29 protein-coding genes and 2 rRNA genes (1 of these 31 only partly in view) are annotated in these 26,302 nt (G+C 38.3%); 2 read left to right on the top strand and 29 right to left on the bottom strand.

Annotated features, from left to right (window positions below):
- Positions 1-61: 61 nt before the first annotated feature.
- The 17 genes from C1726_RS11515 to metG form a co-directional block, all read right to left on the bottom strand.
- A complete protein-coding gene (locus C1726_RS11515; protein ID WP_102273308.1) occupies positions 62-292 on the bottom strand; it encodes an anti-sigma-F factor Fin family protein in 231 nt (76 codons plus the stop codon).
- 147 nt (positions 293-439) lie between these two features.
- Positions 440-1,000, bottom strand: coding sequence for an aminoacyl-tRNA hydrolase (gene pth, locus C1726_RS11520; RefSeq protein WP_102273309.1), 561 nt, complete (start codon positions 998-1,000; stop codon positions 440-442).
- 100 nt (positions 1,001-1,100) lie between these two features.
- Positions 1,101-1,736, bottom strand: coding sequence for a 50S ribosomal protein L25/general stress protein Ctc (locus C1726_RS11525; protein WP_102273310.1), 636 nt, complete (start codon positions 1,734-1,736; stop codon positions 1,101-1,103).
- 342 nt (positions 1,737-2,078) lie between these two features.
- Positions 2,079-3,035 (bottom strand): ribose-phosphate diphosphokinase, encoded by a 957-nt coding sequence (locus tag C1726_RS11530; RefSeq protein WP_102273311.1) that lies wholly within the window; start codon positions 3,033-3,035, stop codon positions 2,079-2,081.
- Between the two features lie 16 nt (positions 3,036-3,051).
- Complete coding sequence (gene glmU / locus C1726_RS11535; RefSeq protein WP_102273312.1) at positions 3,052-4,425, bottom strand: bifunctional UDP-N-acetylglucosamine diphosphorylase/glucosamine-1-phosphate N-acetyltransferase GlmU; 1,374 nt, start codon at positions 4,423-4,425, stop codon at positions 3,052-3,054.
- Positions 4,426-4,704: 279 nt separating this feature from the next.
- Entirely contained in the window at positions 4,705-4,995 is a 291-nt protein-coding gene (gene spoVG, locus C1726_RS11540) for a septation regulator SpoVG (protein ID WP_053479353.1), read from the bottom strand.
- 286 nt (positions 4,996-5,281) lie between these two features.
- On the bottom strand, positions 5,282-5,656 hold the full coding sequence (gene ridA, locus C1726_RS11545) for a 2-iminobutanoate/2-iminopropanoate deaminase (RefSeq protein WP_102273313.1): 375 nt from the start codon (positions 5,654-5,656) through the stop codon (positions 5,282-5,284).
- A complete protein-coding gene (gene purR / locus C1726_RS11550; protein ID WP_102273314.1) occupies positions 5,653-6,495 on the bottom strand; it encodes a pur operon repressor in 843 nt (280 codons plus the stop codon). The genes ridA and purR overlap by 4 nt, the downstream gene beginning before the upstream one ends.
- A 58-nt stretch (positions 6,496-6,553) precedes the next feature.
- Positions 6,554-7,423 (bottom strand): 4-(cytidine 5'-diphospho)-2-C-methyl-D-erythritol kinase, encoded by an 870-nt coding sequence (ispE, locus tag C1726_RS11555; protein WP_102273315.1) that lies wholly within the window; start codon positions 7,421-7,423, stop codon positions 6,554-6,556.
- Positions 7,424-7,633: 210 nt separating this feature from the next.
- Positions 7,634-7,810 carry a small, acid-soluble spore protein, alpha/beta type gene (locus C1726_RS11560; protein WP_102275782.1) on the bottom strand — a complete coding sequence of 59 codons (177 nt, stop codon included), beginning with the start codon at positions 7,808-7,810 and terminating at the stop codon, positions 7,634-7,636.
- A 210-nt stretch (positions 7,811-8,020) separates the two neighbouring features.
- Positions 8,021-8,284 carry a biofilm formation stimulator Veg gene (gene veg, locus C1726_RS11565; protein ID WP_053479348.1) on the bottom strand — a complete coding sequence of 88 codons (264 nt, stop codon included), beginning with the start codon at positions 8,282-8,284 and terminating at the stop codon, positions 8,021-8,023.
- A gap of 227 nt (positions 8,285-8,511) precedes the next feature.
- Positions 8,512-9,396: a sporulation peptidase YabG gene (gene yabG / locus C1726_RS11570; protein WP_102273316.1), complete on the bottom strand. Its 885-nt coding sequence runs from the start codon at positions 9,394-9,396 to the stop codon at positions 8,512-8,514.
- 276 nt (positions 9,397-9,672) lie between these two features.
- Positions 9,673-10,551 carry a 16S rRNA (adenine(1518)-N(6)/adenine(1519)-N(6))-dimethyltransferase RsmA gene (gene rsmA / locus C1726_RS11575; RefSeq protein WP_102273317.1) on the bottom strand — a complete coding sequence of 293 codons (879 nt, stop codon included), beginning with the start codon at positions 10,549-10,551 and terminating at the stop codon, positions 9,673-9,675.
- On the bottom strand, positions 10,544-11,104 hold the full coding sequence (gene rnmV / locus C1726_RS11580) for a ribonuclease M5 (protein ID WP_102273318.1): 561 nt from the start codon (positions 11,102-11,104) through the stop codon (positions 10,544-10,546). The genes rsmA and rnmV overlap by 8 nt, the downstream gene beginning before the upstream one ends.
- A 326-nt stretch (positions 11,105-11,430) precedes the next feature.
- Entirely contained in the window at positions 11,431-12,612 is a 1,182-nt protein-coding gene (locus C1726_RS11585) for a G5 and 3D domain-containing protein (protein ID WP_102273319.1), read from the bottom strand.
- Between the two features lie 331 nt (positions 12,613-12,943).
- Complete coding sequence (locus C1726_RS11590) at positions 12,944-13,711, bottom strand: TatD family hydrolase (protein ID WP_102273320.1); 768 nt, start codon at positions 13,709-13,711, stop codon at positions 12,944-12,946.
- Between the two features lie 248 nt (positions 13,712-13,959).
- Positions 13,960-15,921 (bottom strand): methionine--tRNA ligase, encoded by a 1,962-nt coding sequence (gene metG / locus C1726_RS11595; RefSeq protein ID WP_268877051.1) that lies wholly within the window; start codon positions 15,919-15,921, stop codon positions 13,960-13,962.
- A gap of 625 nt (positions 15,922-16,546) precedes the next feature.
- Here metG and C1726_RS11600 point away from each other — a divergent pair.
- Entirely contained in the window at positions 16,547-16,828 is a 282-nt protein-coding gene (locus tag C1726_RS11600) for an AbrB/MazE/SpoVT family DNA-binding domain-containing protein (RefSeq protein ID WP_102273322.1), read from the top strand.
- A 33-nt stretch (positions 16,829-16,861) separates the two neighbouring features.
- Here C1726_RS11600 and rsmI read toward each other — a convergent pair whose 3' ends face one another.
- The 10 genes from rsmI to C1726_RS11650 form a co-directional block, all read right to left on the bottom strand.
- Entirely contained in the window at positions 16,862-17,740 is an 879-nt protein-coding gene (gene rsmI, locus C1726_RS11605; protein WP_102273323.1) for a 16S rRNA (cytidine(1402)-2'-O)-methyltransferase, read from the bottom strand.
- Positions 17,718-18,005 (bottom strand): GIY-YIG nuclease family protein, encoded by a 288-nt coding sequence (locus tag C1726_RS11610; protein ID WP_102273324.1) that lies wholly within the window; start codon positions 18,003-18,005, stop codon positions 17,718-17,720. Before C1726_RS11610 ends, rsmI begins: the two co-directional genes overlap by 23 nt.
- Positions 17,995-18,735, bottom strand: coding sequence for a tRNA1(Val) (adenine(37)-N6)-methyltransferase (locus C1726_RS11615; protein WP_102273325.1), 741 nt, complete (start codon positions 18,733-18,735; stop codon positions 17,995-17,997). The genes C1726_RS11610 and C1726_RS11615 overlap by 11 nt, the downstream gene beginning before the upstream one ends.
- Positions 18,736-18,802: 67 nt before the next feature.
- The gene (gene yabA, locus C1726_RS11620) at positions 18,803-19,177 is read right to left on the bottom strand and encodes a DNA replication initiation control protein YabA (protein WP_102273326.1); all 375 of its coding nucleotides are present in this window, start codon (positions 19,175-19,177) and stop codon (positions 18,803-18,805) included.
- A gap of 13 nt (positions 19,178-19,190) precedes the next feature.
- The gene (locus tag C1726_RS11625) at positions 19,191-20,018 is read right to left on the bottom strand and encodes a PSP1 domain-containing protein (RefSeq protein WP_102273327.1); all 828 of its coding nucleotides are present in this window, start codon (positions 20,016-20,018) and stop codon (positions 19,191-19,193) included.
- A complete protein-coding gene (gene holB, locus C1726_RS11630) occupies positions 20,011-21,018 on the bottom strand; it encodes a DNA polymerase III subunit delta' (protein WP_102273328.1) in 1,008 nt (335 codons plus the stop codon). Before holB ends, C1726_RS11625 begins: the two co-directional genes overlap by 8 nt.
- Before the next feature lie 12 nt (positions 21,019-21,030).
- Entirely contained in the window at positions 21,031-21,471 is a 441-nt protein-coding gene (locus tag C1726_RS11635) for a YaaR family protein (RefSeq protein WP_102273329.1), read from the bottom strand.
- Between the two features lie 26 nt (positions 21,472-21,497).
- Positions 21,498-21,827, bottom strand: coding sequence for a cyclic-di-AMP receptor (locus tag C1726_RS11640; RefSeq protein WP_053479333.1), 330 nt, complete (start codon positions 21,825-21,827; stop codon positions 21,498-21,500).
- A 129-nt stretch (positions 21,828-21,956) separates the two neighbouring features.
- Positions 21,957-22,613, bottom strand: a complete 657-nt coding sequence (gene tmk / locus C1726_RS11645; protein ID WP_102273330.1) for a dTMP kinase — start codon at positions 22,611-22,613, stop codon at positions 21,957-21,959.
- 40 nt (positions 22,614-22,653) lie between these two features.
- Positions 22,654-24,090, bottom strand: a complete 1,437-nt coding sequence (locus C1726_RS11650; protein ID WP_102273331.1) for an aminotransferase class I/II-fold pyridoxal phosphate-dependent enzyme — start codon at positions 24,088-24,090, stop codon at positions 22,654-22,656.
- 236 nt (positions 24,091-24,326) lie between these two features.
- On the opposite strand from C1726_RS11650, the gene C1726_RS11655 reads away from it, so the two are divergent.
- Positions 24,327-24,530: a sigma factor G inhibitor Gin gene (locus C1726_RS11655; RefSeq protein ID WP_102273332.1), complete on the top strand. Its 204-nt coding sequence runs from the start codon at positions 24,327-24,329 to the stop codon at positions 24,528-24,530.
- A gap of 85 nt (positions 24,531-24,615) precedes the next feature.
- On the opposite strand, the gene rrf is transcribed toward C1726_RS11655, so the two are convergent.
- Positions 24,616-24,732 (bottom strand): 5S ribosomal RNA (gene rrf, locus C1726_RS11660).
- A gap of 68 nt (positions 24,733-24,800) precedes the next feature.
- A 23S ribosomal RNA gene (locus C1726_RS11665) occupies positions 24,801-26,302 on the bottom strand (it continues 1,433 nt past the right edge of the window).

Here is a 26,302-nt window from a genome sequence, read left to right on the forward strand (position 1 = left end):
TCACCAACAATTCACAATAATTAGAAATAGAAAAACGCTTTGGATGATCGTCCAAAGCCTATTATTGAATCAAGAAGTCATGTTCGTGAAAATCAGGATTGCGCTCTAACAGTTCATGGCAATCTTCGCAAATTGCTTTTACTTGAAGATCCCCTGACTGATCATATGAAATCATTTCCTGCCTTTCAGAATGATTTAGTAGATGAAATCCTAGAGAGTCCGTGTTTATCGCTGTATTTTCAATTGTTCCTATTTTCACTCCACAATGACGGCAATGATAATGTATAGCCATGCCTGTCCCTCCCTGCCAAACAGTTCAATACTATTAGTATGAACGCATTGGTATGAACTTATTCATTAGGGGTACAGTTAGCATACAGTAGCATTCTTAAATTTAAAGATATATTATTTTATGATACTAATAAAAAAATATGATGGATTACTGATTATATTCATTCATGATATGTAGAAATGGCTTGGATATCCAATCCTCACAGGCATTTGCGCATTTTAAAATAACCCCAGCCAATACTTCCTGCTCCTCATTCGTAAATCTCCCTAATACATAGTCTGGAACTTTCATTCCGCTAGGGGGTCTGTCAATTCCTACTCTTATTCTGTTAAACTCCTGTGTTCCTAAATGGGCGATGGTTGATTTTATTCCATTGTGACCGCCCGCACTGCCCTTTTGCCTCAATCTAATTTTCCCTACTGGCAAATCTAAATCATCATAAATAACAACAAGCTCCTCATCTTCTATTTGAAAATAGTCCATTAGAGCTGCAATAGATTCCCCTGATAAATTCATATAGGTAAGAGGCTTTAACAAGTATACTTTTTCCCCATGTACATGACCAACACCGTAGACTCCTTGAAATTTTGCCTGGTTTAGCGGAATATTCAATCGATCAGAAAGTGCATCGATTACCTCGAACCCAATATTGTGCCTTGTCTTTTCATACTGCTTTCCTGGGTTTCCTAGTCCAACAATTAGTTTCATTTTCCCACCATCTTTATATATATTGCCTAAAAAGAAGGGGCTGACCAATTATTTCAGGCCAGTCCCTTCTTATCGGGCAAGGCTTTATCCCTTCTAGCCTTTATTCTTCACTGCTTTTCGTTTCTCTGCCTTCCTCATTATCAGGAGTTCCAGGCTCTTGTTCTTCGCCGCTATTTATTTCTGCTTCCTGTCTAGGAGGAAGGATGGAGGCAACAACTTCCTCGTCGCCATCAGTTATTGTATAACCGCTATTCGTTTGAATATCAGCAATGGTAAGTGTTTCATTTACTTGGAGATTCGAAACATCGATATCAACCGATTGAGGAATGTTATCAGGCGTTGCAGTAACAGTAAGCTCATGCATAGCTTGCTGCATCACACCGCCATCTTTAACTCCTGGTGCATCTCCAACTAGATTGATTCGCACATTGGCTGTTATTTCCTTCGACATATCCACTGCAAGAAAGTCAACATGGATTACTTCATGTTTAATCGGGTCTGCCTGATAATCACTTAATACTACATTATGTTTGTTCCCATCCAATTCTAATGAAATAACGCCATTTCTTCCTACTTTCCGAATGACCTTAGTAAAATCAGCTTCGCTTACATAAATAGACTTGCTGTCCAATTTTGCTCCATAGAATACAGCTGGAATATTTCCATCCTGGCGTATACGAGTTAAAGCAGATCCTCGAAATTCTTTTCTCTCCTGTGCTTGCAATACAGTTGTCATCAATTGATCCCCTTCCTCATTTTATAATCTAAGACACTCTATATAAAAAATGCCCTAAAATGAGGAAAACTAAACCTTCAAGTTCAAAATCAGAGACATCAAAAGATGCAATAATAGCAGGCTTACACTTATGCAGGCCTGCTGATTTTTATCGGATAAGAAAGTATTACATTTATCGAGCGGAGAACTGTCTAGCTCCAGCGCATAGCGCCTATTGGACTTTCCGCCCCCTTCAACGATAAGTCAACATCGAATCGCTATCACTCTTCGTGTGTTCTTTTGTCTCGTCGGAGCGGTCCAGTCCATACGACGCTAAGCAAGGCACTTACGCTTTTCTTTCTATTAATCGAAAAGCGTGCTTACTGATTGCTCTTCATGAACGCGAATGATCGCTTCTCCAATTAAAGGTGCTACAGATAGCTCAACAATTTTATCAATTTTCTTTTCTTCAGGGAGAGCAATTGAATTTGTAACCACTAATTCTTTAATATTTGAATTCTGAATTCTTTCAATTGCAGGGCCTGATAATACTGGATGTGTACAACATGCATATACTTCTGATGCCCCATTTTCGATTAGCGCATTGGCAGCAAGGGTAATCGTTCCAGCTGTATCGATGATATCATCGATTAGAATCGCCACTTTTCCATCAATATTACCTACGATATTCATCACTTCAGCAACATTTGGCTTTGGACGGCGCTTATCAATGATCGCAATCGGAGCCTTTAGGCGCTCTGCCATTTTACGTGCACGTGTTACTCCGCCATGGTCAGGAGATACAATGACAACATCTCCATCCATTGCCTTTTTCTTAAAGTACTCTGATAAAATTGGCACACCCATTAAGTGATCAATTGGAATATCGAAGAATCCTTGAATTTGAGGTGCATGTAAATCAAGAGTAATCACACGAGTTGCTCCAGCAGTTTCAAGAAGATTAGCTGCTAATTTAGCAGTAATAGGTTCACGTGCTCTTGCTTTTCTGTCTTGACGAGCATATCCATAATACGGCATAACAATATTAATTGTTTTAGCAGAAGCGCGTTTTAAAGCATCGATCATAATTAAAAGTTCCATTAAGTGCTCATTTACTGGAGAGCTTGTTGATTGAATTACATATACATCACAACCGCGAATACTTTCTTCAATGTTGATCTGAATTTCTCCATCGCTAAAACGCTGTACTGAGCACTTCCCTAATTCCACTCCAATTACACTTGCAATTTCCTGTGCTAAGCCGCGGTTTGAGTTAAGACTAAAAACCTTTAAATTAGGATCTAAATATTGATTAGACATGTTGAGCCTCCATCGATTATTTCTTTCTGTTCAGTTTCTCTGCATAATTCTCTTTATTCACTTGACGCGCTCTCGCAATTGACAACGCTTCCCCAGGTACATCTTCTGTGATTGTAGAACCAGCTGCTACGTAGGCGTTCTTGCCAATCGTTACAGGTGCTACAAGATTGGAATTACAGCCAACAAAAACGCCATCCTCGATTTTTGTCAAAAATTTATTTTTCCCATCGTAATTAACAGTTATTGTACCACAGCCAATATTCACATCTCTGCCAACCTCAGCATCACCAATATAACTTAGATGTGAAGCTTTGCTTCCTTCACCAAAGATAGCCTTTTTCACCTCAACAAAGTTGCCGATCTTTACATTGCCGTGAATTTCAGATTTTGGACGAATATGAGCAAATGGTCCAATTTGCACATCATTTCCTATTCGACTATTAAATGCAGCGGATTGACGTATAACTGTATGATCTCCTACTTCACAATCAGCAATTTCACTATGTGGACCAATCACACAATCAGAGCCAATTATCGTATTTCCAGAAAGGATTGTTCCTGGGTATAATATTGTATCCATTCCAATTATAACATCTGGACCGATATATGTATTTAATGGGTCAATAATTGTCACACCATTTTTCATATGAAATTCATTGATCCGTTTTTTCATAAATTTCTCTGCATCGGAAAGTGCTAAACGATCATTCACACCAAGTGTTTCTTCGAAATCTTCCGTTTGATAGGCCGTAACGATTTCTTGATCACCTTTTAATATTTCAATCACATCAGGAAGATAGTATTCACCTTGTACATTATCATTGCTTACTCGATTTAGCGCACTAAATAATGCCTTATTGTCAAAACAATAGGTTCCTGAATTAATTTCCTGAATTTCTCGTTCTGTTTCTGTTGCATCTTTGTGTTCAACAATTTTTTCTACATGCCCATTTTCACCGCGAACAATGCGACCATACCCAGAAGGATCATCCGCTAATACAGTTAGGACCGTAGCCTTTGCCTTTGTCTTTTCATGGTGGTTAAGGAGTGCTTCCATTGTTTCATGTTTAATCAGCGGTGTATCACCGCATACAACAATCGTTACTCCTTCTTTTTCTCCTAGTATATCCTTTGCTTGCATAACAGCATGAGCTGTTCCCAGCTGCTCTTTCTGCAAGGCATACAATATGCTATCACCAAGCTGTGTCTGAACCTGTTCCGCTCCATGCCCGATAATGGTAACTATTTCCTCTATATTAAGCTTTGAAACTTGATCAACTACATGTTGAACCATTGGTTTACCGCAAACGGGATGAAGGACTTTATAAAGTTTTGATTTCATTCTTGTCCCTTGGCCCGCGGCTAATATAACCGCATAACGATTAGACATAAACGCAGCCTCCATTCCAAAATATATCTTTAACTCGAAAAGCCATCACAATGATATCCTTTTTATCCATTAAAAATATATCTTAATTAAGCATCTATTTCAAGGAAGGAAAAAAACTACTTATATTTGTCAATTTAATGAACATTTTTCAAGAGGGCAGGTTTAGATGGAAACAAAAGGGGGTATTGATAGAAAAGGAGAGAAGTGAATTTTATCTTTTAAAAAAAGAGCCAATAAAAAGAGCCATACTTTGGAAGTAGGCCCTTGATGTTTATTTGTTTAGGAAGCTCCAGCTTCTTCGAATTCAACTTCTAATTCACCTAAACGGTGGTATTCTGATAATACAGCTTCCTGGATTTTGCCTCTAGTTCCGGAGTTAATCGGGTGAGCGATATCTCTAAATTCACCATCTGGAGTACGCTTGCTTGGCATCGCAACAAATAGACCGTTATTCCCATCAATCACTCGAATATCGTGAACAACAAATTCATGATCTAAAGTAATGGATGCAATAGCCCTCATCCGACCATCTGTATTAACACGGCGTAATCTTACGTCAGTTACTTCCATCCTGTTCACCACCTTTACGAGAAGATACAAACCTAGTGTATAAATTCAACATAATTCTTGTTTCTCCTTCTTTAAGTCGAAAAAAATTTTCGAATTATTCAGTTGAAAGAGCAAGATGTCATATTTTCCCTTATATTCCCTCATTCATTATGACTAGTTTCTTGTAATAATATACAAAAATATTTTAATTTATAAATAATTCGTCCTATAAAAACCATACACCTTTAGCTAATAAAAGAAAAAACAAGCTTATCTGATAAATTAAGCTTGTTTTTAGACCAGCAATTTATTTAACTAGAGCAATCACTTCAATTTCAACTAATGCATCCTTAGGAAGTTTAGCCACCTCTACACAAGAACGAGCTGGCTTATGGGTATGAAAGTATTCTCCATATACTTCATTAATAGCAGCGAAATCATTCATACTTTGAATAAACACCGTTGCTTTTACAACTGTATCTAAGGAAGCTCCAGCCTCTTCAAGTACTGCCTTGAGGTTTTTAAATACTTGATGAGTTTGAGCCTTTACATCACCTTCAACCATTATACCTTCAGCCGTAAGCGGAATTTGTCCAGAACTATAAAACAAATTATTTACTATAATTCCTTGTGAATAAGGACCAATTGCTGCTGGAGCCATGTTTGTTTGAATCGCTTTCATACTGATTTTCCCCCTTCTAAAGATCTTTTGAAGTAATTACCTTCACCTACATTGATTTTTTTCTCTTTTACATCAACATCTGAAAGCCTAACAAGGGATAGATATTCATCTACGAGCCTCTTTTCCGCTTTCTCTGCTTCAACTAAAACGGCAATTCCGGCAACATATGCCTTAAACTCTTCCAGCATACTAACCATCCCATTGACTGTCCCGCCTGCCTTCATAAAATCGTCAACAATCAAAACCCTTGAACCTTCTTCAAGGCTTCTCTTGGAAAGCAGCATTGTTTGAATACGTTTGGCAGAGCCTGATACATAATTGATGCTTACAGTTGAGCCTTCTGTCACCTTACTATCCCTTCTAACGATGACGACAGGAACATTTAAATAATTTGCCACTGCGTAGGCTAAAGGAATTCCTTTTGTAGCAACTGTCATAACTACATCAATCTTTGTATCAGCAAAAGCAGAAGCAAACAAACGGCCTGCCCGCTGGACAATGGTTGGGTCACCTAATATGTCTGTCATATATAAATATCCGCCGGGCAATAGCCTTTCAGGACTGGCAATTAACTCACAAAGCTCTTTAATAAATGACCTAGCCTCTTCATCCGACACCTTTACATGGAACCGTACCCCGCCTGCAGCACCAGGCACTGTTTGTAAAGTACCAATGTGCCTTTGTTCAAATGTCTCCTTAATAATAGCTAAATCTTCGCTAATGGAAGACTTGGCTGATCCATATCTTTCTGAAAAGAATGTTAAAGAAACTAATTGGTGTGGATGCTCTAGTAAATAATTCGTCATGTCAATTAAACGTTCACTTCGACGAAATTTCATCATAGGACCCCCAATAAATCCGAATATTTTATCGATAATATATCATTATTATCCGGATTTAATCAAGCATATGTCTTTCACCAAGCATTCTAACCGCAAAAACTTGATCACAAAAACCTCTTAGCCCATTATAAATCCGTTGCATTCTTGAATCATGATGAACAAGCCCAAACACAGTCGGCCCACTGCCGCTCATCAATACTGCATCCGCTCCGAAACGCTTCATTTGCTCTTTAATTTGAGCAACTTCAGGATGCAGAGCAAATGTTACATCTTCAAGAACATTGCCAACATGTCCGCAAACACCCTCATAATCTCCCTGTTCAATCGCACGAATCATTTCTTTTGTTTTCGGATGGTGAATCCCATTTATATTAAGCCTTCGATACACATCTGCTGTTGAAACGCCTATAAATGGCTTTGCCAATACGACCCAGCAAGTCGGAGCAGCCGGGAGTTTCGTTATTACTTCTCCGCGGCCAGTTGCAAGGGCAGTTCCCCCATACACACAGAAGGAGACATCTGATCCAATCTCTGCACCTATTTCAGCAAGCTGATCAGCAGATAGTCCAAGTTCCCAAAGCTTGTTAAGCCCTCTTAATACAGCAGCAGCATCACTGCTGCCGCCCGCAAGGCCTGCTGCTACTGGAATCGTTTTTTCAATGGCAATCTCTACTCCGCTTTTCACATGAAATCGTTCTTTTAAAAGGAGAGCAGCCTGGTAGGCTAAATTCCGCTGATCATCCGGTACAAATCGATTATGTGATATAATTTTTATTTCATTTTGTTCTAATAAAGTTAATTCTAGGCGGTCCGCTAAGTCAATTGTTGTCATTATCATCTCAACTTCATGATAGCCATCTTCCCGTTTATGTAAAACATCTAATGATAAATTGATCTTCGCCGGTGCCTTCACCAAAAGCTTCACATTTCCACCTACTTTATATATTTCAACGACTCCATTTTTTGTCCTATTTTACCACAAAACAACAAAAGTAAGACCTCTGATCTAACTTTCGTCACAAATTATTTGTTTCACAGAATTTTCAAAACAAAAAACCGAGGCGTATAACCCCGGTTTTACACAGTGTTTTCAAATTAGTTAATAATTAAGCAAACGAAAAAGCCATTAAAAAGATTACTGGTTTTTCAGAAGACTTTGCTGTGCAATCTCAACTGCTCTTTTGACCATATTTCCTGCATCTCTGGCTGTTATGCCGCCCCACCCCTCTTTTTGGACGGTATCATAAAAGCCTAATTCCTTCGCAAGCTCCTCTTTAAACCCTTCAGACATAACCCCTCTTCTTCTGCCTATGATTAACATCCCCTTCCACACTGTGTATGTTTAGTATGGAACAAATTTTCTTTTTCATGAAAGATATAGTTGACAGAGGTTAACTTCCACTCCGGTCAACGAAAGCTTTTTTGCTAAATATCTTTATTCACATAAATGTGTCCTATTATTTAAAAGACCAAATAAAAAAGCCGCTGATTTCAGCGGCTCTTTGTGAAGCAAAAACATCTATTAATTTAAAGCAACTTGTCCTGTTGTATCTTCGTAGAATGTAATTTGAACCGTTTCTGTTAAGACATCTGCATAGCTGTAAGATACGCGTTCAAACGCATTTTCTTCCTGATCTAACTCAATAACAAATACGGATGGGTACGTTTCAGCCAAAACACCTGAACGCTCAATCGTCTTTCTCCGTCCGCCATTGGCCTTGAGCAAAAGTCTTTTCCCAAGGTTTGAATCAAGAGCCTTTTTGATATCATTTAATGTTTTTCCCATTCGGTCCACCTCACTATGTTAAGTATATCACGTTGACACAATGGAGTCAAATTAAAAATATAAATTATAACAGGAAATAAAAAAGATTGTCAATATATTTTAATCCGCAATTTCTTCTATTTTTCAACATTTATAGGTTGCCCTTATACATAGGGAAATATGTAAGTTTACTTAACATTCTCTTCATGCAAAAAAAAATAAACCGTTTTATGCAGAACGGCTTAAAATCATGATTCAGTAATTTGTTCTCTATTATAAGGCATGCCTGTTCTCAGCACCCCTCTTGTCTCTATTCCCCCTAATCCTTTTTCTCCCGTTAATGTATTCCTTAAGACGTCCCAAACATTGATTCGCTCCATAAAGGGAGTAAAACTGATTTTTGCTACAATATAAACTGGATCAAGTGCATGGATGTTAACCCGATAAGGTGAGCTTGCAAAGTTTGCTCCCGCATGAATAATGGATTCGAAGTGTGACTGACAAGCACCTGCAAAAATGACGAGCTGATCTAAATGAGGGACCTTTTTCCTTGCCTCTCTGACCGTTTGAACAAAATGTTTTGAATGCCTATATGCATTAATATCTGCTTTTTTCCCCTTTGCCTTTGAATATGAATCATGCCCTGTAATAACCAAAATATCTGGCCTGTAGTAATCAATTAATTGCCCAATTTTGACTGGCATTTCCTTTTCATTACAATGGATACCTGTTACAGGAACGCCGATTTTTTCATATAAGGACAAGCATTTTTCCAAATAGGCGGGGTCACCATCTAAATGCAGCACTCTTCCCGGAATCTGAAAATAATTGTAAGCTTTGTTGTACCCATCTGTTGCCTCATACTCTTGTCTCTGCTTAAGCAAATCTACATCCTGCTGAAATAGTTGAAGAGATTGTTCTTCTCTTGTGTAGATTTCCTTCGCCTTCTTTTCTCTCATCGACTGGCTAACTGCGAGTAAATCCTCAAGTGGAGCGTCCGCAACTAGCCTAATATCTTCCCCATATAAAATAGCAATTTTCTTGCCTTCTTGCTCTCGTATATCAATCACCCGAAACATAATATCACATTGATAAGAGACTCTTCCGACAATATCCATGATGTTTATGCTCACTGTTGTCACTCCATTTAGCCCTATACATATAAAGAGCGATCTATCGAATAATATTCTTTTCATAAAATATGCATACGTCCATAAACATGTGCGTTAGAATAGCGGAGGCGCCTTAATCATCGCCATACAAACTATAGGGGCTCCAACTGAGATAAAGGAAACACAGTTAGCGATAGCGAATTGATGTGGATTTATCGCAAGGAGGGGATCTGAAGTTTAAGAAGTGATAGGACGCTTGCGCTAGACAATTCAAAAAAGGCCTGCAATCTGCAGACCTTATGCAAAGCTCGGAGAAAGATGATCACTTAAACGGGCGAATTCATCAATTGATAAAGTTTCTCCTCTTCTTCCTGGATCAATATCCGCTAGTTCCAATGCAGAAAGAATCTCTTCCTTCTTCTGCTTTCCATCAGGCAGCCCATTCGTAAGGTTATTCAGTAATGTTTTTCTCCTTTGTGCAAAGCTTATTCTTATTAATTGGAAAAAGAAACTTTCATTCATTACTGATACAGCTGGTTCCTTCCTTTTCGTTAATCGGATGACTGCTGAGTCCACATTTGGCTGAGGAACAAAAACAGTTTTAGGAACAATCATTACTGTTTCAGCCTCTGTATAATATTGGATGGCAATCGAAAGGGAGCCGTAATCCTTTGTTCCTGGCTTTGCAGCTATTCGATCAGCCACTTCCTTTTGGAGCATACAAACAATCCCTCGAATCGGCAGCTTTTCTTCAAGCAGCTTCATAATGATTGGCGTTGTTACATAATAAGGGAGATTCGCCACAACCATTAAATCTGTTATTTCACCTAGTTCCTTTTCAATAACCCCTTTTACATCCGCTTTCAATATGTCTTCATGTATGACCTTTGTATTTGGATATGGAGCTAATGTTTCTTCTAATATTGGCAGCAGACGCTGATCAATTTCAAACGCAACCACTTTTTTGCTTCTTCTGGCAAGCTGTTCTGTTAATGCCCCAATTCCCGGTCCAATCTCAATCGCTGCTGAATCCTCCGTTAGATCTGCATGATCAACGATTCGATTTAAAACATTTGTATCAATTAAAAAGTTTTGTCCTAGGCTTTTCTTAAAAGAAAAGCCGTATTTTTCAAGAATATCCCTGGTTCTAATGGGTGTAGCAATATCTTTATGCATTGTCTTCCTCCTGACGTATAACTTGAATAGCAGCAGCAAATGAATCCTTACTAATCTGGAACATCATTAATCTTTTATGCAGCTGTTTTCCATTTGCAAAGCCAATTTTCAGGAGCTTCCCGAGCTTTTCTCTGCGCTCTCTTGCTCCCTCTCCACCAATAAGACCTGCTGTTATTAAATCCTCTTGGGTAATCTCCTCCACGGTCTCTTCCCGCATCACGTGGGCAGCCTGAAGGGCTCTCCGGATCGTTTCAGGGGATGCATGTTCCACACCAACACCTTTTCCGTGCTTATGAATAGCGTCTTCCTTTTCGATAAAAGCATGCTTACAGCCTGGAACCTGTTCTTTAATTGTATTGCGTATTTTTTGTCCTGGATAGTCTGGATCCGTTAAGACAATAACCCCTCTCGTTTCTTGTGCAAGCTTTATCTTTTCAATTGTTTCAAGATTAATGGCTGACCCATTTGTTTCTATCGTGTCTGCATCTATTGCTCTCTTAATTGCAGTTGTGTCATCTTTTCCTTCGACAACAATAATTTCTTTAACTTTCATATTTCCTCCTTAAGACGAAAAGCGTAAGCGCCTTGTTCACCCCCGACAAGCATAAGACGAACTGGCTGGAAGGTTGCACTTTAACCTTCTAGACTGTTTGGCTTATGACCTCGAGAGCGCTGCAGCTAGACAATTCTCTAATTCCAAAGTTATCTATCTTAACTTTAAATAAAATATTTGATAAAAACTTGAAACATTTTTGTAATGTAAATCGTCTATATAGATGAACATTAAATAATGACTTTTATTATATATGAAAAATCCCAGAATGGAAAAAAACAAAAAATGCAGAGGTTTTAAAACCCCCTGCATTGTGAATAATAATATTAATTTAGTATTCTAATTTTAACTGTCTTACGGCCCCAACGGTAAGCTTCAGCTTTAGATGAGAAGAATACATCAATTTTGTTTCCTTTGATCGCGGATCCAGTATCAGCAGCTACAGCATATCCGTAGCCCTCAACATATACCTTCGTGCCTAATGGAATGACTCTAGGGTCCACTGCAATCACCTTTACGTTCGGATTAGCTCTCAAGTTAATGCCTGTTGCGGTATTTCCTGAGCAGCCATTGCAGTTCGCTGTATATGCCGTTGATGAGACATATATTTCTTTGCCGCCCGATTCGTTGCCACGGGACACAACATAATTGACTGTCTTTGATCCTACAGCAACTACTTTATCTGTCTTTTCTCTGACCTTTTTCTCACTAATTAATTTTCTGGAAACTTCTTTGCCGTTTTCTAAGACAACTTCAAACTCCTTGCTTAGAAGACCTTCTTTCCCTTGTGTAACAACTTTCTCTGTGCCTTTTTTCATGCTGCTGTCCTTCTTCGTAACAACAGCAAACTTGATTGGTTCTTCCACTACATCGGTGACCTTTTCTACTCGAATGACATGAATAATGTCATTTTCTTTGACTTTTTCTTCTGTTTTCGGTTCAACACGATCTAACTTTCCTAGTGTAATCCCCTGTTGCGATAAAAAGTCAGCGACCGTAGTCGAAGTTGACCATACCTGTTTCTTATTTCCGCCATCCATTAATGTGATCGGAAATGCTTTATCTATTTCTATCTTTAACTGATCTTTAATTTTGTCCTCGAGATTTGGTTGAACTTTATCATGTTCAGATAAGGCAATCTTCTGTTCATTCAAAAGCTCTTCAACTGTTTCGGATACTGTCCAAATCGTTTTTTTCTCGTTGTCTTTTACAATGTGAACCTGTTTAGCTGGCTTCCAAACAACTTCTAAATTGTTTTCCACCTTCGTATCCTTTGCAGGATACACATAATCTTCTGAGTGTAAAGAAATTTCTAGCTCAGCGAATAACTCGCCTATCGTTGCCGCATGAGTTTTAATATTTTTTTCTTCCCCATCTAATGTTAATGCTACCGTTTTCTTAGTAGTTTCAAAGATTAAGAAGCCAAAAGCTGCAGCAAAAACTAGAAAGCTAGCAGCAATAATTGCTATTTTCTTTTTACTCAAAGACTTGGATAACAGGTTTTTCATGTTTTTGAATACGATGAAAAACGCCTCCTTTTCTCTCGGAGTGATTATATAGACTATCGAGCTTGCTGTCAACTCCTTGGCATTTAGACATCAATTACAAATGTTACACAAAGGAGACAGACAATGGTTGAACAATTTAGCCGTAATCTTTCTTTCCAAGTAGAATAACCAGCCCCCTCTCAAACTTATTCCCTATTATGCAAAAACTTCAAAAGAAAGGAAAGAGAGACTTATCGACATGGTTATCCTATGAAAGGAGAAGGAAATGTAGAACTTCTTAGAAATAGAAAAAATTAGGACAAGCTTTCTAAAAAAACGACAATATTCCTTATCAGTTTATGCCGAATATTTTTTTGGCATTTGCAGTTGTAGCTTCTGCTACTTCTTCAAATGAGATTCCTTTTATTTCTGCAATCTGTTCTGCAACTAACTTTACATAACTAGGCTCATTTCTCTTGCCTCGATATGGATGAGGAGCTAAATAAGGGCAATCAGTCTCAATAAGTAATTTTTCTAATGGGATTGCTTCAGCAACTTCCTTTGGTTTTTTTGCATTTTTAAAAGTAACAGGTCCTCCCAGGGAAATGTAAAAATTCATCTCCACACATTCTTTTGCAGTCTCTGGACTCCCGCTGAAACAATGCATGATTCCTCCAACTTCTTTAGCCTCTTCCTCCTTTAGAATCTCTACAATATCTGCCGTTGCATCCCGATTATGTATAATAATTGGTAATTTAACCCTTTTAGCTAACTGAATCTGTCTTCTAAACACCTCTTTTTGAACATCCTTTGGGGACTTGTCCCAATAATAATCCAATCCCATTTCTCCAATTGCTACTACTTTCGGATGACTTGCAAGCTCCTCGATCCAAAGAAGATCTTCATCCTTCATATCAATAGCATCAACAGGATGCCACCCAACACTTGCATAAAGAAAATCATATTTTTCCACTAATTCCATTGCTCTTTCAATCGTTGGACGGTCAAATCCAACTACAACCATTTGAGAAATACCCTCGTTTAATGCCCTATTTATTACTTCTTCTAAATCTTCTTTATATTGATCTGCATTCAAATGCACATGTGTGTCAAATAACATCAAAATACTCCTTCTTATCAAAAATTATTTTTTTATTACATTTTTATCATTTATTTAACAAAAATAATATACCTTCTCTGATATAACACTTTAATTTGATTGAAGCTATGTGAAAATAGTAAATTACAGTGTTTCTTTCTTAGTATTCCAACAAGCAGCCAACCATAAAGCTATTTGATAAAACAAAAACATAGAAATGTTCGACGTAAAATGTTACACGTGAAACATTTCTATGTTATTCACTTTTGCTATTTTACCCTAGATCCTAAAGGAAGTGACTCTGCAATCGTTGCCAGTGATAATTCTCCATCCTTGCTTCCTGCTAAAATCATTCCCTCGGAAAGTTCTCCGCGAAGCTTAACAGGCTTTAAATTTGTTACACAAACCACTTTTCTTCCAACTAAATCTTCAGGTTTATAGAACTTAGCTATCCCTGAAACGACTTGGCGTTTTTCATATCCTAAGTCTAATTGAAGCTTAAGCAGCTTATCTGCCTTCTTCACTGCTTCCGCATGAATGACTTCAGCTACCCGTAAATCCACTTTCATAAAGTCATCAATTGTTATTTCTTCACTATCCGGTTTTACTTCTTCTTTCACTTCTTCAACTTTCGGAGCAGCGCCTTGCATCTTTGTTTTTATATACTCTACTTCTTCCTTTAAATCAAGACGAGGGAATATTGGATCTCCCTTGGCAATCTTTGTTCCTTCTGGAATTAAACCAAACGAATCAAGGCTCTCCCAAGAAGTTAAACCTTCTTCATTTATATTTAACTGGGTGAAAATTTCCTTTGGCGTTCTTGTCAAAAATGGCTGCAATAGAATAGCGATTCTTCTTAAAGATTCTGCCAAATGAACCATTACATTGCCTAACTCTTCTTTGTGGGATTGATCTTTTGCTAAAGCCCAAGGCTGTGTTTCGTCAATATATTTGTTCGTCTTGCTTACTAATTGCCATACTGCTGTAAGTGCAACTGAAAACTCCATATTTTCCATTGCTTCTTCATATTTAGCTGCTGTCTCTTTATTTACTTGAAGCAATTGTTGATCAAACTCACCAGTCGAACCTTTATAAGATGGGATCACACCATCAAAATACTTATCAACCATTGCTAATGTTCGATTCAATAAGTTTCCTAAATCATTTGCAAGGTCAAAATTAATTCTTTCAACAAACCCTTCTGGTGTAAATACGCCATCAGACCCGAAAGGAACCTCGCGCAATAAATAATAACGCAAAGCATCTAATCCATACCGGTCAATTAATGTAACAGGATCAACGACATTCCCTTTTGATTTGGACATTTTGCCATCTTTCATTAATAGCCAGCCATGCCCAAACACCTTTTTAGGAAGTGGAAGATCTAGCGCCATCAACATTATTGGCCAATAAATCGTATGGAAACGAATAATTTCTTTCCCAACTAAATGGACATCTGCCGGCCAATATTTTTTATACTTAGAATCATTCTCTGTGCCATATCCCAGTGCAGTAATGTAATTGGATAATGCATCTATCCATACATAAATGACATGCTTTGGATTTTCAGGAACCTTTACTCCCCAGTCAAAGGTTGTTCTTGAAACGGCAAGATCTTCTAATCCTGGTTTAATGAAGTTATTGATCATTTCATTTTTGCGGGATTCAGGCTGAATGAACGAAGGGTTTTCTTCATAATATTGAAGCAATCTGTCAGCATATTTACTTACCTTGAAGAAATACGACTCCTCTTTCACTTTATTTACAGGTCTTCCGCAATCTGGGCAATTCCCATTTTCAAGCTGACGTTCAGTGAAAAAGGATTCACATGGTGTACAATACCATCCTTCATATTCCCCTAAGTAAATATCACCCTGTTCTACTAATTGGGCAAAAATCTTTTCAACAACTTCCTTGTGTCTAGTTTGTGTTGTACGGATAAAGTCATCATAGGAAATATCGAGTTTTTTCCAAAGCTCCTGGATTCCCTCGACAATTTCATCTACATATTGCTGTGGTGTAACACCCTTTTCCTCTGCTTTTTCCTGAATCTTTTGACCGTGTTCATCTGTTCCTGTAAGATACATAACATCAAAGCCACGCAGGCGTTTATAGCGAGCCATTGCATCTCCAGCAACTGTCGTATAGGCATGACCTATATGTAAATTTCCGCTTGGGTAGTAAATTGGTGTAGTTAAATAAAAGGTTTTTGCTTGTTCCTCCATGAAAATTCCCTCCCTATAAAAGCTTAAACTCTGGATTTAATATCAACTCTCTCATTAAAAGTAATATTTCTCCATATTAAAATCGATCAAATCAAGACGTGAATGAAATATTCAAGATATCGATAATTAACGCATAGAGATACACGTTTCTATATTCGTCATCTTTACCTCTTATATCATCAAAATATACCTAAAAATTAGCATTTGTGCAACAAAATGCACATATTATGCCATACAAATCACGGCAAGTATATTTTTATATAAATTCGCAATTATTATTTGTATCAAAACCTTATTAACTATCCCTATAAAACTATACTTCTCTACGAATACTATAGTATATGTCGAAAATTCGCATTAGAATTTTGTCGAATAATATTTATTTCACATTTCGTAAACTGTTAATCAAACTTCCATTTAACCCCTGTAAATTATTTCAAAATACATAAGAAACCTAATTATATCAAGCGATGAAGTGATAGGATAAATTTGGCAAACAAAATAAAAATAAAATAATTGACGTTTTTTGGAATGGCTGGTATTATTGAGGTACAATGAATTTTGTCGAATTATGACGAATCAATGATAAATAGAAAAAATAGAATCATATATTTCGGGAGGAGAATATTAAATGAAATCTACAGGTATTGTTCGTAAAGTTGATGAACTTGGACGTGTGGTTATTCCTATTGAATTAAGACGTACATTAGATATTGCTGAGAAGGATGCACTTGAAATTTATGTAGATGATGAAAGAATTATCCTTAAAAAGTACAAGCCAAACATGACATGCCAAGTAACTGGAGAAGTTTCAGATGATAATATTACCTTAGCTAATGGCAAGTTAATTGTTAGCCGTGAAGGTGCAGAGCAATTATTAAAAGAAATTCAAAACAGATTTGAATTAGTATAATAAAAAAAGCTTCTCAAAATTTGAGAAGCTTTTTTACTCTTTAATATGATATTTATTGTAGACATCTCTTTTACTCATATTACGGTCACTAGCCGTTTGCTTAATAGCATCCTTGCTAGTCATTCCATTAACGGTTATATAGTGAGTAACATGAGCCTCAATCGACATTTCTCCCCACCATATATCTTTATCCTCGCTTTCTTCTTCTGAAGAACCTTCGATGATTAAGCAGAACTCTCCCCGTACTTCTTCATTTATTGCCCAATTCAATGCCTCTTTTACCGTCCCTCTAATAAACTCTTCATATTTCTTCGTTAATTCGCGGCAAAGAACAATTCTTCTATCACCCATCTGTTCATCAATCAGTGCAAGCGTTTCTTTTAAGCGATGCGGTGCCTCATACAGAATGGTAGTTGCCGTAAATTTAGCAAGCTTTTCAAGCTCCTGTCTCTTGATCTTCTTTTGCCTATTTAAAAAACCATAAAAATAGAATGGCTGCGGATTTAGACCAGATGCAATCAGTGCGGTCAATGCAGCATTTGCACCTGGGAGAGGAACAACCGTTAATTGTTCAGCCGTCGCTGCTGCAACGAGTTCAAAACCCGGATCTGAGATCGTTGGCATTCCTGCATCGCTCACAAGAGCAATCTTCGCACCAGCCGCTAGTTTTTCCAACAGTTTCTGCCCGCTCACTTCCTTGTTATGCTCATGATAACTAAGAATAGGCGTATCAATCTCAAAGTAATTGCAAAGCTTCTTCGTATTTCTCGTATCCTCTGCAGCAATATAATCGGATTCTTTCATTATTCTAATTGCACGGAAGCTCATATCTTCCAGATTGCCAATTGGGGTCGGAACCAAATACAATATTCCTTTTTGCCCTTCATTATTAAAGCTCTTTTGCTGCCACATATATTCCACCTGATTCCTTTACTAGAAAGTCTTCTTTCTTTTTCCTAGACCATTGCTTAAATTCATATTCTGCCTTTAGTGCCTCACTTTTATTATCATATGATTTTGAGAAGACCAGCTTTACCGGTCCTCTTCCTCTCGTATACTTGGCACCCTTGCCTTCATTATGGAGCTTTACTCGTCTATCTAAATTATTTGTATAACCCGCATATAGACTATTGTCTTTACAGTGCAATACGTAAAAATAATGATGACTATTTTCCATATAAAATTTCCTTCAACTCTGGGGTATATTCATTTTCTTCATTATATACAATAAGCGGCTGCAATATTTTTAAATCAGGATTGCCATCTTTTGTTGCTTCAACTAGCAATGTGTTTGCTTCTTTTCCTTGCTTCGGATGGACAAATTGAATTTTTTTTGGCTCCAGTCTATATTTTCTCATTAAAGTCACGATATCGAGAAATCTTGAAGGGCGATGGACAAACGCCACTTTCCCTCCCTGTCTTACTAACTGACTTGAAACTTGAATTGCATCCTCTAATGTACATAAGATTTCATGCCTTGCAATAGCTAGATGCTCATTCTCGTTTCTTTCCTCCGCGGAGGGAGTGGGGAAATATGGAGGATTGCAAGTAACAACATCAAACTTCCCATACCCTAATTCCTTAGGCATTTCTTTTATATCCCCATGAATCATTTGTATACGTTCTTGAAGATTATTATACTCTATGCTCCTTTTCGCCATATCGTATAATCTCTCTTGAATTTCAACACCCGTTATTGCTCCTTTTGTTCTTGCACTTAAAAATAGTGGAATCACACCATTTCCGCTGCATAGATCAATTATGCTTCCCTTTTGAATAGGTACATAAACAAATCTTGATAATAATACAGCATCAAGTGAGAAAGAGAAGACTGATGGGCTTTGAATGATTCTCAAATCCTCTGCCAACAAATAATCTAGGCGTTCATCTCCTTGTAAAAAATCCATTCACTTTCCTCCAAATTTATTTCTATTCTTTAAAAATAGCCTTCCTTTTATAGGAAGGCCATCATCATTATTTCTTATTAAGAAAGGATAAACAAAACAAACAGTCCCCTTCTTTTCGGGGGCTTCCAAAATGAAGATTACAAATATGGAAGCCTTCTTGGTATAAACGGGCAAGGTTATCATAGCCTTCCCCTATATCAATCAGTTTTTCCGCTGCTGACTCTGCCTTTGCAGTCGCTAATTTGTTTTTTTCGTTCGGCTTTTCTACCTTTTCAGTGTGTAATTCTAAATGTTGTCTTAGATGATTATTTTCCAGTTTTAAAGAATTATTCTCTTCAAGTATTTCTGCCAAATGCTGCTTTAACTCACCAAGCTGCTGATATAAATGTCCGATTTGGGCTTCCATACTACTTACTGAGTCAAAGATTTCTTTTTTATCCACGTGTTCCACCTCGTTAATCTGTGGATTGAACTGATACAGCATCCTGTTTTAATATTTCATCATGTGTGTATTCTAGCACTCGCTCCTGTGAGGTTACATCAACCTGAAGCACTCTTTCAAGAATATTTAAACCAACTACTTTTCCTGGTCCATCCGGTGTTTCGATCCATTCACCTACATCTGGCAGTTGCTCTTTAGCCGCCTCATATTCATCATTCTCATATTTTAAGCAGCACATTAGTCTTCCGCATAGTCCTGAGATTTTGGTTGGGTTTAATGATAGATTTTGATCCTTCGCCATCTTAATTGATACGGGGTCAAAGTCACCTAAAAAAGTGGAGCAGCATAGCATTCTTCCGCATGGACCAATTCCCCCGAGCATTTTTGCTTCATCTCTTACTCCAATTTGGCGTAATTCAATCCTTGTCCGGAAAATGGCTGCTAAATCCTTTACTAATTCACGAAAATCTACTCTTCCGTCAGCAGTAAAGAAAAATATCACCTTATTGCGATCGAATGTATATTCAACATCAACTAGTTTCATATCAAGCTGATGCGTACTTACCTTTTCACAGCAAACCTCATAGGCTTCCTTTGCTGCTTGTTTATTTTCTTCAACAATCATTCGATCCTTTTGATCCGCAATTCGAAGGACTTTTTTTAATGGAAGAACAACATCATGCTCATCAACCTTTTTCGGGGCTACCACTACCCTCCCATATTCCACTCCTCGAACGGTTTCAACAATTACAAAGTCATCCTTTATAATCATTAACCCGCCGGGATCAAAATAATATATCTTACCCGCTTTTTTAAAGCGGACTCCTACTACATCATACAAATGAAGACCCCTCCTGCAATTTCAATACAAGCTGTTCCATTAGCAGCTGCGGATTCATATTTGCTTGCAATTTCCTTTTTGCTTCTAAAATGGCTGTCATCTGTTCCGATATACGCCTGCTCGAGGATTGCAAGGCAAACTGCTCAAAGCGGATTTTTTCGTTTTGAAAAACAGCTTGATCGTGTTTGCCTAATTGAATATATAATAAATCCTTAAAAATAAGTAATAATAGATCTAAACCATAATCCATTTGTTCTTTCTCTTTAAAGTGTAAAAACCATTCCTCCTGAAGGGTTACCATTGCTTCAAGCGGGTTTTTTTTAAGCACTTCATGTAATTTTAACACTATTTTTTGCGCTTGTACAAACCAATCATTTCGACTATATTCGAGTGCTTCATCTAAATTATTGGTAATCTGGGCAAGTATTGGCGCCGTAAATCGATCTACTCCATTTGATGTAAGCGTTTCAATCATTTGATAAGAAGAAAGAGCCTTAAATGAAATAGTTTGGCAGCGAGAAAGAATAGTAGGGAGTATTTGTTGAGACTGTTCTGTCATCAAAATGGCAATGGTGTGAGGATGTGGCTCTTCGAGAAATTTTAATAAACTGTTTGCTGCATTTATCGTCATTCGGTCCGCATGTACAATCATATATAACTTCTTGTTCGATTCAACCCCTGTTTTTGAAAACTCCTCTTGCAGAGATTGAATCTGAGTTTTCTTGATTGATTGGCCATCCGGCTCAACAACATGTACATCTGGATGGTTACCATTGTTGATTCTTTTACAGTTTAGGCAGGTTTCACATGGGATATAACCTTCTACAGGGGATTGGCAAAATACACTTTTGGCCAAGAGCGTACTCCCCTCACGTTTTCCAGTCCCCTTCATTCCTTCAAATAAATAGGCATGAGCAAGCCGCCCTTTTAGTATACTATTTTTAAACATTTTCAAAACGACAGGCTGAATTTCTTGAAGTTGTTCCCATGTTTTTGCCAAATTCATCACCACTTACGTATATATATTGATCAAAAGCCCTTTTATTTCACCGATTTTCCCTAATATATCTATAGAAGATTCTTCTTTTTTCATAACTTCCTCTGTTAACTCTACTAGCTTATCATCAATTGTTTCAACAACACGTAATGATCTTCCCTGACCAAATTGATTCCAGCTGTGGGATTGCTTTAACTCCATCCCATAATCAACGGCTTCTTTCACAAATCGTTTCACTAACGTTTTAAATTTAGCTAAATCTTTAAAAGTTCTTGAACGTCCAAGCCGGTCTCCAGCTAAATTAATATCCTTTAGCAGCTGCTGAAGCTGCATATTTTGCATTTTTTGATCTTGTTTTTGAACTAAACCAGAAAACTTAGCACCACTACTGACTAAATGTTTTTGTTCAGGTCTAGCTTTATCCAAATTCAAACGAAGTTCTTGATTAATTTTCATTATAATCCTCCACGATATCCATTCATCTAAAACTGGAGAAAATTTTCAATTGGCAATACAAATACGGTTGCACCGCCAACCTCCACTTCTACTGGATATGGTACATACGAATCTGCATTCCCTCCCATTGGGGAGATTGGGGCAACTAGCTGGTCTCTTGACTGACAATTTTCTTTTATTATTTGCAATGCTTTATCAACACGTATATCCTCTGTGCCTATCATGAAAGTTGTATTTCCTGACTTAAGGAAACCGCCTGTACTTGCTAATTTAGTCGCACGAAAGTTATGATCCACCAATGCTTTTAATAATTTATTGCTGTCTTGATCTTGAATAACCGCTAATATAAGTTTCATATTTTCAGCCCCCTTCATTTTTCAATGATTATTCCTATCTACATTATACCAATTAATAAGGGAACAAACATATTTTATTCATTGTAGATAAATGGGAATTTTATTGGACTAGAAAAAAAGCCTTAAAGTCTATTCTTTAAGGTACTTGTTACTTTCTAGCTGAATAATCTCTTTTATTCTCCCTTCTGCTTCCTTCAAAACTGATTCAACTGGCTGAGACGCATTTATTTTAACCATTCGCTTCGGATATTCATTCAATAACATAGCATATCCTTCTCGAACCTTATGGTGAAATTCAAGATCCTCTAAATCAAGACGATTAACTTCCCGATTCTTATGCTTATTAATTCTTTCAAGTCCAATCTCTGGTTTAATATCAAAATACAATGTCAGCTGAGGCATCATATCTTCTATTGCAAAGCGGTTAATGGAAAACACCTCTTCTACTCCTAACCCTCGTGCATAGCCCTGATAGGCCAAGGAACTATCAATAAATCGATCACATAGCACGATATATCCTTTTTCTAGAGCAGGGATAACCTTCTCAACTAGATGCTGTCTCCTTGCAGCTGCATATAATAATGCTTCTGTTCGGGCATCCATTTGAGTATTTTTTTTATCTAGAATGACCCTTCGTATTTGCTCAGCAATTTCAATCCCCCCTGGTTCTCTTGTTAGGAGAACCGGATATCCTTCTTCCTCAAGCTTTTGCGATATCATCCCAATCACCGTTGTCTTTCCTGCTCCCTCCGGTCCTTCTGCCGTAATAAAAATTCCTTTATTCATTCGTTAACCCCCATGATGATTCAGTTATAGTAATAATGTGCTAAGTTGAGTAAATAATTAGTTTCCCATCTTGTAAGATCTCATCACCTTGAAATCTGGCCCCGGATGCTTTAAGTAATTGTATCTGTTCGATTGCTTCCTCCCTTATTATTTCCCCAGGAAATAATAAGGGAATACCAGGTGGGTATGGAACAATTAACTGGGCACATATTTTTCCGATTGCTTCCTCTATCGGGATATTCACTTTTTCTATTTTTGCTTGTTCATCCGCATTTAATGCTAATCTGGAAATACCAGGCTTACCGCATGAAACTTTTTCTTTACCTATTTCGTAATAAGCAGCCGATTTCAATGCAGACTGCAAGCGCGTAATGATTTCCCTTATTGGATATGCCATTTCATATTTTAATAATGGGAATACAAAAACAACATTAGAAGGATCAGCCATTTCTGTATATATCCCTTTACTTTCAAATAATTTTTGGAGATCATACCCGCTTAACGAGGTAGTCGATTGAATTGTTACCTTTAAAGGGTCACCAATCCCCCCTTTATATGTTAACACCCTAATTTCTTTTAGCTGCTGTAGCCCATTTCGAAATTCAGTTATCTTTTGCTGAAGTGACTTCGCATCTCTAGCTGTAAATGTGGCTAAGTAGTTTCTGGCAATATCTAAAGAAGCCATGATTGGATAGGAAGGGCTGCTAGATTGTAAAATCTGAAGAAAACTGCTTACATTTACTAGCGAAAGGAAATCACTATTAAAATGTAAATACGCTCCCATTGTCATTGCAGGCAATGTTTTATGTGCCGATTGAATAACAATATCAGCATTCAGCTGTACGGCAGAAGGCGGAAAATATTCTCCCCCAATAAAATGAGCCCCATGTGCTTCATCAATTAAAACAGGAATGTGATGGCAATGGGCAATTTTAATAATCTCATCTAAATTATTTACCATTCCATAGTAATTAGGATACGTAAGTATGAGCGCCTTTGCATGGGGGTACAGTTCTATCGCTTGTTTAACCATGCTTACAGACACCCCTCCTGCAATCCCCCAATCCTCATCAAAAACTGGACCTAAAAAAATAGGAGTGGCTTTTACAAGGTTGATCCCATTTAGAATGGATTTATGACAGTTTCTTTGCACAAGAACCGTATCATTTTCCTTAACTGCTGCCATGATCATTGCTAAGTTTCCAACCGTCGAACCATTTACTAAGAAAAAGCTTTTTTTCACTCCATATAATTGAGTTAGAAGTTCTTCTGCCTCTTTAATAATTCCTTCAGGTGAATGCAAATCATCTAATCCATTAATCTCCGTTGCGTCAAGCCTAAGCAATTGTTTATAGTATCTTTCTATATCTCCTGTAATGAGCTCTCCATATTTATGACCAGGCACATGAAACGACACTGGATTTTGATCGGCATGCCTCTTTAACTTTTCGAATAAAGGCATTCTTGTTTGATTCATTTTTAATCACCATTTATCTTTGTTAGAGTCCCATTTATTTTACCAAATAGCCGTTTAAAGTGATACTGCAGGATTTATTAAAATTAATATGCAATAAAAGAATTACATAATAGACATACAACCAAATTAAGTTTAAATCATACAATAGTTTATAGACGGAATTTAAAATTGAATTTTCAAAAGGTTGTATACAATAATAAAGAATCGGACAGACTAGGTGTATGGAGGTGGAGTAGTTGGGGATGCTAATGGCAAAGAAGCATATTGGGGAAGAGTGTGTCATTTGCGAGCAAGCAAAACGAAAAGGAATACATCTATACACTTCTTTTATCTGTACAGACTGCGAAAATGATTTAGTTTCCACAGATACAAGCAATCCTAAATATAAACATTTCTTAAAACAATTAAAAAAAATAACAAATCCAGAGATTTTTTCTTGAACAGCTCCATTATGGGGCTTTTTTATTTTTCCATCATTTTTAATAAAAAATAAAAAGAGCACCAATAAAGATGCTCTTTTCATTTGCCTAGCGACGTCCTACTCTCACAAGGGGACAGCCCCTAACTACCATCGGCGCTGAGAAGCTTAACTTCCGTGTTCGGGATGGGAACGGGTGTGACCTTCTCGCTATCGCCACTAGACCTATTTATGATGAGAGTTTGTTCCCTCAAAACTAGATAATGTTAAAGAAGAAGTTGAGTAATCATTTATGGTTAAGTCCTCGACCGATTAGTATTTGTCAGCTCCACGTGTCACCACGCTTCCACCTCAAACCTATCAACCTGATCATCTTTCAGGGGTCTTACTAGCTTGACGCTATGGGAAATCTCATCTCGAGGGGGGCTTCATGCTTAGATGCTTTCAGCACTTATCCCTTCCGCACATAGCTACCCAGCGATGCTCTTGGCAGAACAACTGGTACACCAGCGGTGCGTCCATCCCGGTCCTCTCGTACTAAGGACAGCTCCTCTCAAATTTCCTGCGCCCACGACGGATAGGGACCGAACTGTCTCACGACGTTCTGAACCCAGCTCGCGTACCGCTTTAATGGGCGAACAGCCCAACCCTTGGGACCGACTACAGCCCCAGGATGCGATGAGCCGACATCGAGGTGCCAAACCTCCCCGTCGATGTGGACTCTTGGGGGAGATAAGCCTGTTATCCCCGGGGTAGCTTTTATCCGTTGAGCGATGGCCCTTCCATGCGGAACCACCGGATCACTAAGCCCGACTTTCGTCCCTGCTCGACTTGTAGGTCTCGCAGTCAAGCTCCCTTATGCCTTTACACTCTTCGAATGATTTCCAACCATTCTGAGGGAACCTTTGGGCGCCTCCGTTACTTTTTAGGAGGCGACCGCCCCAGTCAAACTGCCCACCTGACACTGTCTCCTGCCCCGATCAGGGGCATGGGTTAGAATTTCAATACAGCCAGGGTAGTATCCCACCGATGCCTCCACCGAAGCTGGCGCTCCGGCTTCCAAGGCTCCTACCTATCCTGTACAAGCTGTACCGAAATTCAATATCAGGCTACAGTAAAGCTCCACGGGGTCTTTCCGTCCTGTCGCGGGTAACCTGCATCTTCACAGGTACTATAATTTCACCGAGTCTCTCGTTGAGACAGTGCCCAGATCGTTACGCCTTTCGTGCGGGTCGGAACTTACCCGACAAGGAATTTCGCTACCTTAGGACCGTTATAGTTACGGCCGCCGTTTACTGGGGCTTCAATTCAGAGCTTCGCGTGAGCTAACCCCTCCTCTTAACCTTCCAGCACCGGGCAGGCGTCAGCCCCTATACTTCGCCTTGCGGCTTCGCAGAGACCTGTGTTTTTGCTAAACAGTCGCCTGGGCCTATTCACTGCGGCTCTTCGAGGCTTTAACACCCCAAAGAGCACCCCTTCTCCCGAAGTTACGGGGTCATTTTGCCGAGTTCCTTAACGAGAGTTCTCTCGCTCACCTTAGGATTCTCTCCTCGCCTACCTGTGTCGGTTTGCGGTACGGGCACCTTATCCTCGCTAGAGGCTTTTCTTGGCAGTGTGGAATCAGGAACTTCGGTACTATATTTCCCTCGCTGTCACAGCTCAGCCTTCACGCAAACGGGATTTTCCTCGCTTGCAGCCTAACTGCTTAGACGCACATATCCAGCAGTGCGCTTACCCTATCCTCCTGCGTCCCCCCATTGCTCAAACGGAGTTTGGTGGTACAGGAATATCAAC

Origin of the sequence: Cytobacillus massiliigabonensis, from assembly GCF_900199725.1 — a bacterium.
GTDB lineage: Bacteria > Bacillota > Bacilli > Bacillales > Cytobacillaceae > Cytobacillus > Cytobacillus massiliigabonensis.

Coding starts and splice junctions, on each gene's coding strand:
- C1726_RS11635 (WP_102273329.1), bottom strand. CDS start 21,471: ATGAAAATTAATCAAGAACTTCGTTTGAATTTGGATAAAGCTAGACCT.
- glmU (WP_102273312.1), bottom strand. CDS start 4,425: ATGTCTAATCGTTATGCGGTTATATTAGCCGCGGGCCAAGGGACAAGA.
- rsmA (WP_102273317.1), bottom strand. CDS start 10,551: ATGCATAAAGATATTGCTACACCCATTAGAACCAGGGATATTCTTGAA.
- veg (WP_053479348.1), bottom strand. CDS start 8,284: ATGGGAAAAACATTAAATGATATCAAAAAGGCTCTTGATTCAAACCTT.
- C1726_RS11600 (WP_102273322.1), top strand. CDS start 16,547: ATGAAATCTACAGGTATTGTTCGTAAAGTTGATGAACTTGGACGTGTG.
- pth (WP_102273309.1), bottom strand. CDS start 1,000: ATGAAACTAATTGTTGGACTAGGAAACCCAGGAAAGCAGTATGAAAAG.
- purR (WP_102273314.1), bottom strand. CDS start 6,495: ATGAAATTTCGTCGAAGTGAACGTTTAATTGACATGACGAATTATTTA.
- spoVG (WP_053479353.1), bottom strand. CDS start 4,995: ATGGAAGTAACTGACGTAAGATTACGCCGTGTTAATACAGATGGTCGG.
- C1726_RS11650 (WP_102273331.1), bottom strand. CDS start 24,090: ATGAATCAAACAAGAATGCCTTTATTCGAAAAGTTAAAGAGGCATGCC.
- C1726_RS11525 (WP_102273310.1), bottom strand. CDS start 1,736: ATGACAACTGTATTGCAAGCACAGGAGAGAAAAGAATTTCGAGGATCT.
- C1726_RS11590 (WP_102273320.1), bottom strand. CDS start 13,711: ATGTTATTTGACACACATGTGCATTTGAATGCAGATCAATATAAAGAA.
- C1726_RS11610 (WP_102273324.1), bottom strand. CDS start 18,005: ATGGAAAATAGTCATCATTATTTTTACGTATTGCACTGTAAAGACAAT.
- C1726_RS11615 (WP_102273325.1), bottom strand. CDS start 18,735: ATGGATTTTTTACAAGGAGATGAACGCCTAGATTATTTGTTGGCAGAG.
- C1726_RS11640 (WP_053479333.1), bottom strand. CDS start 21,827: ATGAAACTTATATTAGCGGTTATTCAAGATCAAGACAGCAATAAATTA.
- C1726_RS11530 (WP_102273311.1), bottom strand. CDS start 3,035: ATGTCTAATCAATATTTAGATCCTAATTTAAAGGTTTTTAGTCTTAAC.
- rnmV (WP_102273318.1), bottom strand. CDS start 11,104: ATGAAAGTTAAAGAAATTATTGTTGTCGAAGGAAAAGATGACACAACT.
- C1726_RS11515 (WP_102273308.1), bottom strand. CDS start 292: ATGGCTATACATTATCATTGCCGTCATTGTGGAGTGAAAATAGGAACA.
- C1726_RS11585 (WP_102273319.1), bottom strand. CDS start 12,612: ATGAAAAACCTGTTATCCAAGTCTTTGAGTAAAAAGAAAATAGCAATT.
- rsmI (WP_102273323.1), bottom strand. CDS start 17,740: ATGTGGCAGCAAAAGAGCTTTAATAATGAAGGGCAAAAAGGAATATTG.
- ridA (WP_102273313.1), bottom strand. CDS start 5,656: ATGAAAGCGATTCAAACAAACATGGCTCCAGCAGCAATTGGTCCTTAT.
- tmk (WP_102273330.1), bottom strand. CDS start 22,613: ATGAATAAAGGAATTTTTATTACGGCAGAAGGACCGGAGGGAGCAGGA.